The 13,123-nt window shown below is 63.1% G+C and carries 12 protein-coding genes; 7 read left to right on the top strand and 5 right to left on the bottom strand.

Annotated elements, in window-relative coordinates; all coding sequences use genetic code 11:
* Nucleotides 1-309 precede the first annotated feature (309 nt).
* The 6 genes from JOF46_RS05220 (at nt 310) to JOF46_RS05195 (ending at nt 8,283) form a co-directional block, all read left to right on the top strand.
* Nucleotides 310-1,557 carry an ABC transporter substrate-binding protein gene (locus JOF46_RS05220; protein ID WP_245348015.1) on the top strand — a complete coding sequence of 416 codons (1,248 nt, stop codon included), beginning with the start codon at nt 310-312 and terminating at the stop codon, nt 1,555-1,557.
* Nucleotides 1,554-2,528 (top strand): carbohydrate ABC transporter permease, encoded by a 975-nt coding sequence (locus tag JOF46_RS05215; RefSeq protein WP_245348014.1) that lies wholly within the window; start codon nt 1,554-1,556, stop codon nt 2,526-2,528. The genes JOF46_RS05220 and JOF46_RS05215 overlap by 4 nt, the downstream gene beginning before the upstream one ends.
* The gene (locus tag JOF46_RS05210) at nt 2,525-3,427 is read left to right on the top strand and encodes a carbohydrate ABC transporter permease (protein ID WP_209906346.1); all 903 of its coding nucleotides are present in this window, start codon (nt 2,525-2,527) and stop codon (nt 3,425-3,427) included. Before JOF46_RS05215 ends, JOF46_RS05210 begins: the two co-directional genes overlap by 4 nt.
* A 3-nt stretch (nt 3,428-3,430) precedes the next feature.
* A complete protein-coding gene (locus JOF46_RS05205; protein ID WP_209906345.1) occupies nt 3,431-5,152 on the top strand; it encodes an amylo-alpha-1,6-glucosidase in 1,722 nt (573 codons plus the stop codon).
* Between the two features lie 121 nt (nt 5,153-5,273).
* Nucleotides 5,274-7,322 (top strand): beta-galactosidase, encoded by a 2,049-nt coding sequence (locus JOF46_RS05200; RefSeq protein ID WP_209906344.1) that lies wholly within the window; start codon nt 5,274-5,276, stop codon nt 7,320-7,322.
* 274 nt (nt 7,323-7,596) lie between these two features.
* On the top strand, nt 7,597-8,283 hold the full coding sequence (locus JOF46_RS05195) for an HD domain-containing protein (protein WP_209906343.1): 687 nt from the start codon (nt 7,597-7,599) through the stop codon (nt 8,281-8,283).
* A 312-nt stretch (nt 8,284-8,595) separates the two neighbouring features.
* Here JOF46_RS05195 and JOF46_RS05190 read toward each other — a convergent pair whose 3' ends face one another.
* From JOF46_RS05190 to JOF46_RS05175, 4 genes are all read right to left on the bottom strand, one after another.
* A complete protein-coding gene (locus JOF46_RS05190; RefSeq protein WP_209906342.1) occupies nt 8,596-9,108 on the bottom strand; it encodes a GNAT family N-acetyltransferase in 513 nt (170 codons plus the stop codon).
* Nucleotides 9,109-9,111: 3 nt separating this feature from the next.
* Complete coding sequence (locus tag JOF46_RS05185; RefSeq protein WP_209906341.1) at nt 9,112-9,390, bottom strand: type II toxin-antitoxin system TacA family antitoxin; 279 nt, start codon at nt 9,388-9,390, stop codon at nt 9,112-9,114.
* A gap of 349 nt (nt 9,391-9,739) precedes the next feature.
* The gene (locus JOF46_RS05180; protein WP_209906340.1) at nt 9,740-9,913 is read right to left on the bottom strand and encodes a hypothetical protein; all 174 of its coding nucleotides are present in this window, start codon (nt 9,911-9,913) and stop codon (nt 9,740-9,742) included.
* A gap of 64 nt (nt 9,914-9,977) precedes the next feature.
* Nucleotides 9,978-10,925: a trypsin-like serine peptidase gene (locus JOF46_RS05175; RefSeq protein ID WP_209906339.1), complete on the bottom strand. Its 948-nt coding sequence runs from the start codon at nt 10,923-10,925 to the stop codon at nt 9,978-9,980.
* Between the two features lie 470 nt (nt 10,926-11,395).
* Between JOF46_RS05175 and JOF46_RS05170 the strand changes: the two genes are divergently transcribed.
* On the top strand, nt 11,396-11,905 hold the full coding sequence (locus JOF46_RS05170; protein ID WP_209906338.1) for a very short patch repair endonuclease: 510 nt from the start codon (nt 11,396-11,398) through the stop codon (nt 11,903-11,905).
* A gap of 387 nt (nt 11,906-12,292) precedes the next feature.
* Here the strand turns inward: JOF46_RS05170 and JOF46_RS05165 are convergent, their stop codons facing one another.
* Entirely contained in the window at nt 12,293-13,123 is an 831-nt protein-coding gene (locus JOF46_RS05165) for a polyphosphate polymerase domain-containing protein (RefSeq protein WP_209906337.1), read from the bottom strand.

The following is a 13,123-nucleotide window of genomic DNA, read 5'->3' as shown; positions in this document are numbered from 1 at the left end:
CCGGTGGTGGGACTGGAAATTCCGCATGTTTGCGCGGACCCATGCCGGTCGACAAGCCCAGACCGGCGCCTTGCTTCGAACATAAATAAACAAAGTGGAACTTGACACAAGGTGTCTCATGTATACAGAATACAACTTACGCTGTGGCGCCGATCACTCCATATCCCGGGAATTGGTCGCATCATCTTGAACCGTCGCGGCAAAGAATCGACTGTTCTCACCGAAAGAGGTATTGGCATGTGGAATTCCAAGGATCTGAAAAGAAGAAGTGTTCTGTCCCTAGGCGTTGCCGTGGCCTCCGCTTTGGTCTTGAGCGCATGTAGTGGCGGATCCGGAACCTCTGCCGGCCCGGCTGCGGACGGCAGTAGCTCCATCGTTTTCAGTACCTGGGGCACCCCCGAGGAATTGACCCGCTTCACCGAATTCAACACCGATTTCATGAAGCGCCACCCGGAAATCAAGGTCAAGCTCCAGCCGGTGGCCAGCTACGGCGAATACCACTCCAAGCTTCTTGCCCAGCTCACCAGCAAGACCGCGCCCGATGTCTTCTACGTCGGCGATGACAAGCTCGGCCAATTCGTCGGTTCCAAGCGCCTCATGCCGCTCGATGACCTGATGGCCTCGGACGCCAGCAAGACCAAGAAGGACGACTTCTTCGCCGGCACCTTCGGCGCCGCACAGCAAGACGGCATCACCTACGCCGCACCCAACGACGTCAACAACGACGCATTCTGGTACGACAAGAAGGTCCTGGAAGAGGCCGGCATCACCGAGGATCCTGCAACCCTTGCCTCCGAAGGCAAGTGGACCACCGCTAAGTTCCTTGAAATGAACGACAAGATCGCCGCCAAGGGCCTGATCGGCTCCATGTTCTGGAACTACTGGGCCACCCACTACGGCTGGATCTCCACCCAGGGCGGCACCGCCTACGACGAATCGGGCGCCTTCGTCGGCAACAAGGATCCCAAGACCCTTGCCGCCGTCGAGACCCTCGGCAAGTACTTCCAGGACAAGACGTTCGTCGACGCCGATTCCCTGCCCTCCGGTGCCGGCGCCGACAGCAAGTTCGTGACCCACAAGGCCGGCTTCTTCGCCCAGGGCCGCTACACCATCGGCACCCTCAAGGGCGCCAAGGTCCAGGAAGGCTACGACATCGTCGACTGGCCGACCCCGGACGGCAAGGCTGCACCGACGGGCATCGCCGCCTCCTACCTGGCGATCAACTCCGACACCAAGAACAAGGACGCCGCCTTCACCTACTGGACCGAGTTCCTCTCCGCCGAGGGACAGAAGTTCCGCCTGACCGGCGGCGGCAACGCCGTGCCGTCCATCAAGGGCGCCGACGACGTGGTGCTCGAGGACAACTACCCGAAGCACGCCCAGACCTTCCTGGACATGCGTGACATCGGCTTCGCCAACTACGCCGCCGAAGGCGCCGTGCCGGCGCTGTCCACCGACATCTCGGACTTGTTCCTTGAGCTTTACCAGGGCAAGAACAACGCCCAGGGAACCCTCGACAAGGTTGCGGCCCTCATCGCTTCGAAGTCCGGGAAATGAGCACCACACTCGCGGAGAAACCCGCGCGAGTGAAAACCAGGCGCTCCTCAGCCCACGACCCATTCCCCGAAATGCGCAAGGAAGCAGGCTGGCGCAAGCGCGACCGGGCCTGGGGCTACGTCTTCATCGGCCCGCAGGTCATTGGCATGGTCTTGTTCGTGCTCATCCCGTTTGCGGCAAGCCTTGTCCTGGCCTTTGCGGAATGGGACGGCCTGACGGACCTGACGTGGGTGGGGTTCAAGAACTTCACCGACCAGCTGGCCGACCCGCTGCTGCACAAGTCGATCATCAACACCCTGCTGCTGGCACTGATCACGGTCCCGATCGGGCTGGGCCTGGCGGTTGTCATCGCGGTGGCGCTGGAGAAGCTCAAGACCAGGACCCTGTACCTGATCCTTTTCTTCGCACCCGTGGTGACAAGCACCGTGGCCGTGGCCATGATCTGGCAGCAGATGTTCCGTTCCGACGGGATCTTCAGCGCCACGATCGCCAAGATCTTCGGGATCACCCCGCCGGATTGGCTGGGCGACCCGAAGCTCGCGCTGATCGCCGTGGCGATCGTGTCGATCTGGTCCTCGCTGGGCCTGAACGTCATCATCTTCCTGGCCGGCCTGCAGAACATCTCCCCCTCGATCATCGAGGCGGCGCGCATCGACGGTGCCGGGTGGTGGTCGCTGTTCACCAAGATCCGGCTGCCGCTGCTGTCCCCGATCATCTTCTTCTCCACGATCGTGGCGTTCATTTCCTCGATGCAGACCTTCGACACCGTGTTCATCCTGACCCAGAACGCCGGCCCGGACAACGCAACCCGGACCATCGTCTACCACATCTACGACTTGGGCTTCGGGCGCTTCCAGTTCGGTCCCTCCAGCGCCGCCGCCGTCATCCTGCTGGTCATGACCCTGGTCATCACGGCCATCCAGTTCGGCGCCCAGAAGAAGTTCGTCCACTACGAGGATGATGCAGCATGAGCACCCTGAACCTTGAAGAAACCAAGGTCCCCGCCGGGACCACCGCGAAGCCACCGCTGCGCGAACGCCTGGCGGCCATCGGCATCCCCTCCACGCTGCACATCGTGCTGCTCGTGGCGGGAATCGCCATGGTCTTCCCGTTCCTGTGGATGATCGCGACCTCGCTCAAGGGGCTGCCGCAACTGCTGCAGGATCCGCTGAGCTTCTGGCCCGATCCGTGGACCTGGTCCAACTTCACCGACGCCTGGAAGGCCGTCCCGTTTGCGCAGGCCTACCTCAACAGCCTCTACATCGCGGTGCTCTCCATCCTCGGCACGCTGGTCACCGCCTCGATGGCCGGGTACGCGTTCGCGCGCATCAAGTTCCGCGGCTCCAAGGCCATCTTCATCGTCTTCCTGGCCACGCAGATGATCCCCGCGCAGGTCACCCTGGTGCCCTTCTACCTGCTCATGAGCAAGATGGGCTGGATCGACTCCCACCTGGCGCTGATCGTCCCGGCCATGATGGTCAACCCCTTCGCGGTGTTCCTGATGCGCCAGTTCGTGCTGGCGCTGCCCAAGGAGCTCGAGGAGGCAGCGGTCATCGACGGCGCGAGCCGCTGGCGCATCTTCTGGAGCGTCATCCTGCCCAACCTGAAGCCTGGCCTGGGCGTGCTGGTGATCATCACCGCGCTGAGCGTGTGGAATTCCTTCCTGTTCCCGTTGGTCCTGTTGAACTCCCCGGAGCTCTACACGGTGCCGCTGTTGCTGGCCAGCTTCACCAGCCAGTTCGGTTCGGTCAACTACGGCCTGGTCATGGCGGCATCCTCGATCGCCACCATCCCGATCCTCATCGCCTTTGTCATCGGCCAGCGCCGCATCCTGAACAGCATGGCCGCATCCGGCCTGGGAGGAAAATAAGCAATGCCCATCCCGACCGAAACCACGTATGCCCGCGAGAACCTCGAGGCCGCCGGCGGACACCTGGACCTGGTCCAGGCGCCGTTCACGCTGCCGCGCTCGCGGTTGATCATCTTCGCCCAGGGCGAGGGCCTGCGGGTGTGCACCTCGGAGTACGAGAAGCGGCTGTCCGAATGCGTGGTCCTGGAGAACCTCCGGGTGCTCGGTGCCGACGGTGCCGTCCTGCCCGTCACCCGGGTCCTGCCCCACGTGATCGAGTTCGGGAACGGCGCCATCACGCTGAGCTTCGCCGGGCCCACCGGCCTGGGCATCGGGCCGGGTTCCGGGCATTCGGGCTCGGCAACCATCCACTGGCAGACTCCCGACGGCGTGGCACACTCGCTCCCGGTGGGAGAAGCCCCTAATGTTTCCGTGCACCTTGCGATCGATGCCGATCGCCACACCACGGCAACGCAAGCCGACGGGCACGCCGCGCACGTGGCGGCGACCGAGTCGATCTGGCTTGAATGGTTCGCCAAGTGCCCGCCGGTCCGCGAAGACCTGCGGGACATGGCCGCGTTCTGCTGGTGGGTGCTGGGCGCCAACATCGTCGAGATGCCGGCGCTGGGCTCCGCCCGCGCGGTGGTCCCCTCCAAGATCGGCTACGTCGGGTTGTGGCAGTGGGACGCCTACTTCATCGCCGTCGGCTTGCGCCACGGAGACCCGGAACTGGCCCGCGAACAGCTGTCCCTGGCCTTCGGCTTCCCGCGCGAGGACGGCCAGCTGCCGGACGTGGTGCACGAGCTCGGCATCCTGGCCACCAGCGACGACCTTCCGGCCTCCGACCGCGAGACACTGCGCCGCGCCGGCTCCGCGATCGCCGATCCCTCGGCCCCGGTGCCGCTGACCAAGCCGCCGCTGGCGGCCTGGGCGCTGCGCAAGGTGCTGGAGGTCCAGCCCGCGGAGAGCTTCGGTGGCGAGGACTGGGTGGATGCCCAGCTCGATACCCTGCGCCGCTCACAGGACTGGTGGTTCGCCACCTCCGACCTGGACGGCGACGGCATGCCCGAATACGGCCACCCGTACTCCTCGGGACTCGACGACAGCCCGATCTTCGACGGCCCGCTGCCGACAACCGCGCCGGACCTCGGCGCCTACCTGGTGCTGCAGGACCTTGAACTGGCCGGATTCGCCGAGCGCCTGGGCCGGGAAGGCTGGCAGGAACTGGCCCGGAAGCACCGCGCCCGCGCCGCCCGCACCCAGGAGCTGCTGCTGGGCATGTGGGACGAATCGACAGGATTCTTCCATGCCCGTGCCGCCGGGGAACCGGTGTCCAGCCACGCGGTGGTCGGCCTCATGCCGCTGTTGACCGGATCGCTGCCCGAGCAGGTCAAGGCCCGGATGCTCGGCGACCTGGAAAACCCGGAAAGGTTCGGCACCCCGTGGTCGATCCCGACCGTCGCGGCCGACGACGCCGACTACTCCACCGAGCGCATGTGGCGCGGACCGGTGTGGATCAACACCAACTCGCTGGTCATCGAGGGGCTGCGAAACTCGGGCGAGCCGGAGCGAGCCCGCGCGCTGGCCGAGCAGACGGTGAAACTTGTCATCCACGGCGGCGGCCCGCACGAGTACTTCAATCCTGTCACGGGCCGGAAAGCCAAGACGGCGACCACCGCGTTCGGCTGGTCGGCCGCGCTGTTCATCGACCTTGCGGTGCAGCTGAGCACCAGCGAGCGCTGGTAGGCCCCGGCCAAGGACGCGCACCCACGACACCGCCGGCCCGCACTGGCCGGCACACGTGCGGAGCCAGCGGCTTCCACGGACAAACACCCGGCGGCAGGTGCCGCCACAGAAAGGAACGGACATGCTTGAACCCCGGTCTATCCGGCTTGATGCCCTTGCCTACGGCGGGGACTACAACCCCGACCAGTGGTCGGAGGAAACCTGGGTCGAGGACGCCCGGCTCATGGTCGAGGCCGGGGTGAACATCGTCAGTCTCCCGGTCTTCTCCTGGCCGCAGCTCGAACCGACCCCCGGCGTGTTCAACTGGGGTTGGCTGGACCGGATCATCGAGGTGCTCTGGAATGCGGGAATCAAGATCGACCTGGCCACCGCCACGGCCACCCCTCCATCCTGGCTAGTCCGCCAGCACCCGGAGATGCTGCCGCACAACGTCGATGGCCAGCGGCTGGAGTTCGGCTCGCGCCAGGCCTATTGCCCCAGCTCGCCGGTCTGGCGCCAACATGTGGCCCGGATGACCCGGGCCATGGCCGAACGCTACGGCGAGCACCCGGCACTGGCGCTGTGGCACGTGTCCAACGAATACGGCGACCACGTCTCGCGCTGCTGGTGCCCGGTCACCGCCGTGGATTTCCGCAGGTGGCTCCTCAAGCGCTACGGCACGCTCGAGGGCCTGAACGAAGCCTGGGGCGTGGGCGTGTGGGGCCAGCGCTACACCCAGTGGGAACACATCGAGCCACCCCGCACCGCCACCGGGCCCATCAACCCGACCCAGCTGCTGGACTTCGAGCGCTTCTCCTCCGACGCCTTGCTCGAGCTCTTCCAGGTGGAGGTCGACGTGCTGCGTGAACTCACCCCGGACATCGCTGTCACCACCAACTTCATGTCGCTGCTGCGCGACCTGGACTACTGGGACTTCGCCGCCGCCGAGGACCTGGTCACCGACGACGCCTACCCGGACCCGGCCGACCCGCTGGCCCACGTGGGCGCCGCGCTGAACTACGGGTTGATGCGCTCGCTGAAGGGCGGGCAGCCGTGGCTGCTGCTCGAGCAGTCGGCCAGCGCGGTGAGCTGGCGCGACGTGAACGTGCCCAAGGCCCCGGGCCAGATGCGCATCGACTCGCTGCAGGCCATCGCGCACGGCTCCGACGGGGCCATGTTCTTCCAGTGGCGCCAGGCCAAGTTCGGCCAGGAGAAGTTCCACTCGGCGATGCTCGGGCACCGCGGCGAGGAATCGCGCAGCTTCAAGGAGACCAAGGCCCTGGGCGCCGAGCTCAACAAACTCGAGCCGGTGCGCGGGACGCGGGTGCGTGCCTCGGTGGGCCTGGTCGTTGACTGGGATTCCTGGTGGGGTTCCTCCGCCACCGAATCCCTGCCCTCGCAGCGTCTGAACTTCGCCGCGCAGGCCCGCGCCTGGAACGCCGCGTTCTTCCGCCTCGGACACCCGGTGGATACTGTGCGCGCCACCGATACCTTCGAGGGCTACGACGTGGTCGTGGTCCCGAACCTGTACATCGCTACCAATGAGCAGGCCGCGGCACTGACCGCATTCGTGGAGCGCGGCGGCCAGCTGGTCGTCGGCCCGTTCAGCGGCGTGGTCGATGAGACGGAGAAGGTCCACACCGGCGGCGCCCCGGGTCCGTTGCGCGAGCTGCTGGGCATCGAGGTCGACGAACACTGGCCGATTCCCGACGGGGTCCACGAAAAGCTCGAGGTCGCCGGCGAATCGTTCTCCGTTTCCATCTGGAGCGAATGGCTGGAACTCGTTTCCGGCACCGAGGTGCTGGGGTCGCACACCAGCGGCGAACTGGCCGGACGCGCGGCAGTGACCAAGCGAGCCGGTTCCGGTTCCGGTGCCGCCTGGTACCTCGGGGTGGTGCCGGAGGAAGCCGGCTTGGACGCCATTTTCCGCCAGGTCCTGGACGCCGCGGGGCTTGCCGCGCGAGCCGTGCCGGACACCGTACTCGAGGTGGTCACCCGCAGCGACGAGGACACCGACTACACCTTCGTGCTGAACCACGGAACCGAGCCGCTGGCGGTGACGGTCCCGCAGGGTTCGGTTGACCTGTTGGGCAACCCAATGTCCGAGGGTGTCCTGACGTTGCCGCGTTATGGCGTTGCGGTTTTGGCCGCGGCCCGAACGGCCGCCGTCCCGCTGGTGCTGCGGGCCTGATACGGCCGAAGGCAATCACATGGAACGCCCGGCTTTCACACATGTGAACCACAGACAGGCCGCTTAGAGTCGTTACTACCTCTTGAAGGTGCGAGTGATGAGAGCACCGGTCGGAAGAATCCCCCATAATCTTCCGGCCGGTGCTCAACCATTTAACTGGCCGGTTTGTTTTTGGACTCGAATTCTAGTGGTTGCAACACTCTCGAACCGATCCAATTTCAATTCCCCGCTGACAACTCTTGGGAAACCCGCATGTTGGTGCAAGCATGACCCCATGATCAAAGTGCATCCGCAGAACAACCACTTTGGGCTCGACACCTCAGAGCACATCCCGCCGCCGATCCCCGATCTGTTCGAGTCCCACCCGCTGCTGGGTGAAATCTGGGGGCGGGCACGGTCAATGCTGGCCGTGCACCACAACGACGTCCACACGCTCTATTCCCTTTCACTTGCCGCGGCGCTGCTTGATGAACGGCCGCAGGCGGATGCCGGCGTGGTGCTGCCAGCGGTCATGCTGCACGATGTGGGATGGTCCGAAGTGGAACCGGGACTCGTGCTCGCCGCCATCGCACCCGGAGGCGGACGTCCGGATTTGGTGGTGCAACACGAGAAGGACGGAGCACGGCTGGCCACGGAGATCCTCGAATCACTCAGCGTGGATTCGGCGGTCATTGAACATGTCGCCGCGATCATTGACGGACATGATTCGCGTTCCCACGCGCTGAATCCCGAGGACGAGATCGTCAAGGACGCCGACAAGCTGTGGCGGTTGACCCCGCACGGGCTGGACACTGTCATGGACTGGTTCGGCCTTCACCGTGGGCAGGCCCTGCGCCTGTCTGCGTCCCGGGTGGTGGGCAAGCTCTTCACCCCCGAGGCCACCACCCTGGCCCATGGGCTGATCGCGCTTGAGCAGGCAAATTTGTGGCCCCGAAGCCAGGAACTCCGCCAAGGATCCTAGGAACCGGGCGCCGGCTCTCGCCCCGCATCGCGTACTCGGCGACTCCGCTCGCGCATGGTGTGCACGGAAGGCACACCTGCGCGTCGGAAGGGAGCACGACGACGGCAGCTGGAAATCGATTGCCCTGAAGCACCTTCACTTCCAAGGCTCCCCCATCATAGAAGTGTTTGAAGCCCCTCGCCGGGCGCCAATCATGATGGAAATTGTCGACGCCTCCGGCGCTCCCCTGAGCACCACGCATCGAGCAGTCATGTGGTTTGGCAACCTGTCCGGAGGCTCCGCATTCATTCGAGACCGCCAACTTCCAGCGGATTACGGAAGAAAGCTGGAGCGGATCCATTTCATGGGAATCATCAGGTGCAGGGGATTGTCCGGCAGCTCAAAACACTCAGCCAAGTTTTCGTAGAAGGCCTTGGCGACCTGATCCCTTGCATGAATCAGCATCGCTTGCGCTGCCACCGCTTCACTCAAGACCGCCGAGCGTTCCAAGGCATCCTTGAACAATCCTGCCCCGAGCCCCAAACCTTGGTGTTGCTGCGAAACCGCCAAACGTGCCAGCAAAATGCAAGGTATCAGCCTTGGGTCCGATGGTTTGCCAAACTTTGCCGGCGCCTCAGATTTTTCCACCGCCGAGACAACAATTGAATAATAGCCAATGACCGATTGCCCATCAGTCGCAACGTAAGTGACGGCTCGATTCGCACGTTGGTTTTCAAGGGCGAAGCGCTGGAACCAGCTATCTAGTTCTGGGGCTCCGCTTGAAAATGAGGTCCGATCGTCGTCTTCCTTAAGTCGTCGGGGAACCTGAAATTCAGCTTGCTCCACGATCTAGGACTTGAATGGACTTGGGCGCTTGGCAAGTTTTGCCAACTTGGAATTCGAGGGCAACTCCTGATCGAGCAACCGCTCAAATTCCGAGAATTGCGCTTCGCTGAGGACAAATCGGTGGCGGTCAGCCATGACCCGGTCCGCTTCAATGCTTGCTGCTTCCAAGACAAAGTCAGTGACCGACCTATGAGTCGCTTCGGCCGCACGTCGAATGGCTTCTTCTTGGCTGGCAGTCGCCCGTAAATTGATCCTCTGTGTCTTCTGGGGCCTTGATTCCATGGCGTGCCACCTTTCTTGTACTCACATTGTACGTACGAAAATAACCCCAAGTCCATGGATCGAAAGAACGGCCTTCAAAGATTTATGCACGTGGCGCCATCCATCATCGGCCGCCCCGCAAGCTTGATACCCGATGAGGGAAAACCTTTGCGCATCGCGTTCCCACCCAGTCCCATGGTCCTGCATATCAATTCCATAGGTTGGCACCATAGAGTCATTACTACCTCATGAAGGTGCGAGTGATGCGAGCACCGGTTGGATTCACGATTCCTCCCCCGAATCGTCCGGCCGGTGCTCAAACCTTTAACGGCGGTTTCATGAATTTTTACGTGCAGATTTACCAACCACGTCAATCCTCCTCATCCATGTTTTCCGGATCCGTCAATTCGATTTCCCGAGGTACCGCTGCTTTTCGTCGTTCCTCCGTGAAATATTCGATTTGTTCCTCAGGCGTCGCCTCCACTCTGAAGACGGATGGTTCAATGTCCTCCGGACCTTTTTTCGCGTTGAGCCTGGATTCCATGTTGCACCTCCTAAACGACAGTGGGTGGAATGCCATCATGGCGCTCCACCCACCGTTTGGACTACTAGTTTTGTGCTGACTGGTAGGCCTGCTCGATGACCGATCCCCAGTATGGGCCGAACATCGTATTGCGGATTCCTCCGTAACCGAAGCTGTTCACGGAGTTCTGGAAACCGTCCGATCCACCGAGGAACCACGGCCCTCCGGAAGAACCACCGGTCATGTCGCACGGAATTCCCTGCGACTGCGTCTGCCCATACGGATCGTCTGTTGCGGCTCCGCTGCACGATTGCAGGGTCTCCCCGTCAAATGGCCGTGCGGCCGGATACCCAAATGCGCTGTAGGTCAGTCCCCTGGCCTGGTTGAAGGCAACGCCCGAGGCACCAACCTGATCTGACAGGCTCACGCCGCTCTGATCCGAAACCACAGCAAACGCCGTGTCATAGGTGATGTCCCCATCTTGGGTCCACTGGGTCGGCGCGACGAGCTCGGTTGCCGCGAAAGACCCATAGGGGGCGCTGCCGTTTTCATAGGCAGGAACAAAGACCCAACGTGTCGCGAAGGCACCCGGTCCTTCGTTGACACAGTGGCCCGCAGTCGAGACGGTCGCCTCGTTTGCTGCAACAACGGCATTTCCGGAACACACATAGTTCGCTCCACCCAAGGTGAAGAACACCTTGCCTATGTGGGAAACGGGTGTTTCGGCCACATTCTTGATTGGCTTGCCGGCTGTGGGCTTGGCCTTGTTTGCGCTTCGCCCGGCAATCTTGGTCGATTCGCCGATATCCAGCGGAGCCTTGGAAGCCGATTTGCCGCGAGCAAGGATGTCGGCCGACTTGGCTTCCTTCATTCGCTGCGGCGTCCAGTAGTCCATTGCTGCGTCGGCCTGCGTCGAAGAGATCTTCTTCGTGTCGACCGAACCGGTTTCGGACAGCGGGGCCGAGGTTGCCGTGGAAGCGGTTCCACCGATCAGGGCGCCCGCGAGAAGAAGCGCGGCTACCGTCCTGCTCATGGATTTGCCCTTGGGATTCTGACTTACGTACGTTGCTTGCACGTTTTTTCCTGTCCGGTGGCGCCATTGCCACCTTCAAAAGTGTGTGCCGAGGCACTGGAGGACAACAGTCAAACACATGCTTCAAACAGCGACTAGAGACTTTTGGCTAACGTTTTCGGGGCCCAATATTCTGGACCTCGAAAATTTATGAAACGAACCCGGGTCCAAAATTCGGGATTACCCACGAGTAAGGTAGCCATCGAGATTGGCAGGTTTTCTCAAAAACTATGCGTTTTGGGGCTGACGCAACAGAATGTAGGGCATGTGCGGGTACCTGTGTGGCCAAAGGTGCGCAGCCACGTTGCGCAATGAGACCGTTTTCGGAATGTGAAGGAAAACGGCGGCAATGATAGCGGCGGCGGCAAGAAGAAATCTTCCCCTACCTATTGATCGGGCCCTTTCGGGAGCAGCGGGTGCACAATCGGAACATGGACAGCATGTCCGCACAGGCGCGCTCGCAACTTATGGGACGGATTCGTGGAAAGGATACGAAGCCCGAGATCTTCGTGCGAAGTTTGCTCCACGGGGCGGGATATCGATATCGGCTTCACGGCCGCGTTCCACGGCGAACACTCGAGACGCTGAAGCGCGAGAATCCCGCGGCATTGCTACGCGGCGGCAAGCTCCCCGGTACCCCGGACATCGTTTTTTCCGCCCGTCGGAAGGCCGTATTTATCAACGGCTGCTTCTGGCACTTACACGACTGCCCCGCCGGGCAGCACGCCCCGGCGACAAATAGGCAGTTCTGGGCGGACAAGCGCAACCGCACACGCGAACGGGACAAGGAGAACGCTGCGGCCCTGCATGCCCTGGGCTGGAAGACGATTGTTCTGTGGGAGTGCGAGTTGCGCGACCCGAAGGCCGTTCTTGCGGTCCTCGTCGATTTTCTGGGTCCGCCGTCGGCCGCCGAGCGGGCCACCGGTTCCAAAGGGGCGTGACTCGCCGTGGCCGCACCTATCGAGGCAGTGCCCTGCAGCAGGCGGCGGGCCGTCCCGGATCGCAGAACACGGTTCGGGTACCGGCCGTTCAATCCGGCGCCGCGTGCCCCGCTTCGAGGGTGCTACCTAGAAGATGTGCGTCGCCCCCGGAGGAACGCCGTAGAACCACCCCGAACTGGACTTCCCCGGCGACCCCGACCAGGTAGCCCCGCGCGCCACCGAACCGGCGGTCCCGCCACAATATGTTGTCGGCAAGGACTGTGCGGGCTCCGGGCTCGGCAACGATTTCCATGGTATCTCCCGGAACCAGCTGCCGTGGCTTCACGCGCAAGGTTTCGAACGTCAACGGCGGCTGCACGCCCATGCCGATCCGTTTGGCAATGCTGCCTAGCTCAGGACCTTACGCGGGCTGCGTTTCCAGCCGAAGTTCTGCCTGAGCAGCCGGCTCCACTTGTTGGCGGCCAGGTGCGGATGCAGCAGCGCGATGCCGAGGCAGTACTTGCTCATGCTCACCGGGCGGATGCCCATCTGCGAAAGGGCCGCGTCCGCTGCTCCGCGTCCGCTGGCGGTCTTCGTCTCGACCACGAACAGGTCCGGGCCGTGCACCGTGGCGTCCTCCCGGGAGTACACCAGGTTCACGTCGCAGGTCAGCCGTTCCTCATCCAGGGGGTTCACGAAGGTCCCGCGGACATAGTCGCTGCGCATGACCGCCTCCAGGTGCGGCAGTTCCTGGTTGTATTCTGCGCGCAATTGCGCACGCAGGAACTCGTTCGCCTCGGGGTTGATGCGGTCGCGCTCCGAAAGTTCGTAGGGAATCCGGTGCTTCACGGTCTGCCCGCGCAGCCCCTTGAATTTCGCCTCGAACATGCACAACCCGGAATCGGCGTAGGTGCGCGTGCGGATCTTGTAGCGGCGTCGGCGCCCCTGCTTGTGCGCCGTGAACATCTCCAGGTCGGGGGTGTCGAAGTACACCGATTCGTAGGTGAACATCCGGCGTCCCTCGATCTCCATGATCCGGAAGTCGTCTCCGAGACGGCATATCAGCTCGGTGAACTGTTCGGCTGAAAGCAGGAACTTCTTGTCCACCCGGGTCATCAACGCGGCCTCGCTCACGACCTCTTCAAGTGAGATCGGCTCCGCCGCGGCGGCAGCCCAATCCAGCGCCTGGGCGCACGAGCCTGCCCGCACCCCTGCCCCGGAACCCTGCGTCAGGGTCAT

Origin of the sequence: Paeniglutamicibacter psychrophenolicus (genome assembly GCF_017876575.1) — a bacterium.
In the GTDB taxonomy this organism is placed as follows: domain Bacteria; phylum Actinomycetota; class Actinomycetes; order Actinomycetales; family Micrococcaceae; genus Paeniglutamicibacter; species Paeniglutamicibacter psychrophenolicus.
Note: the sequence above shows the minus strand (reverse complement) of the source record. Positions and strands in the feature narration are given on the sequence as shown.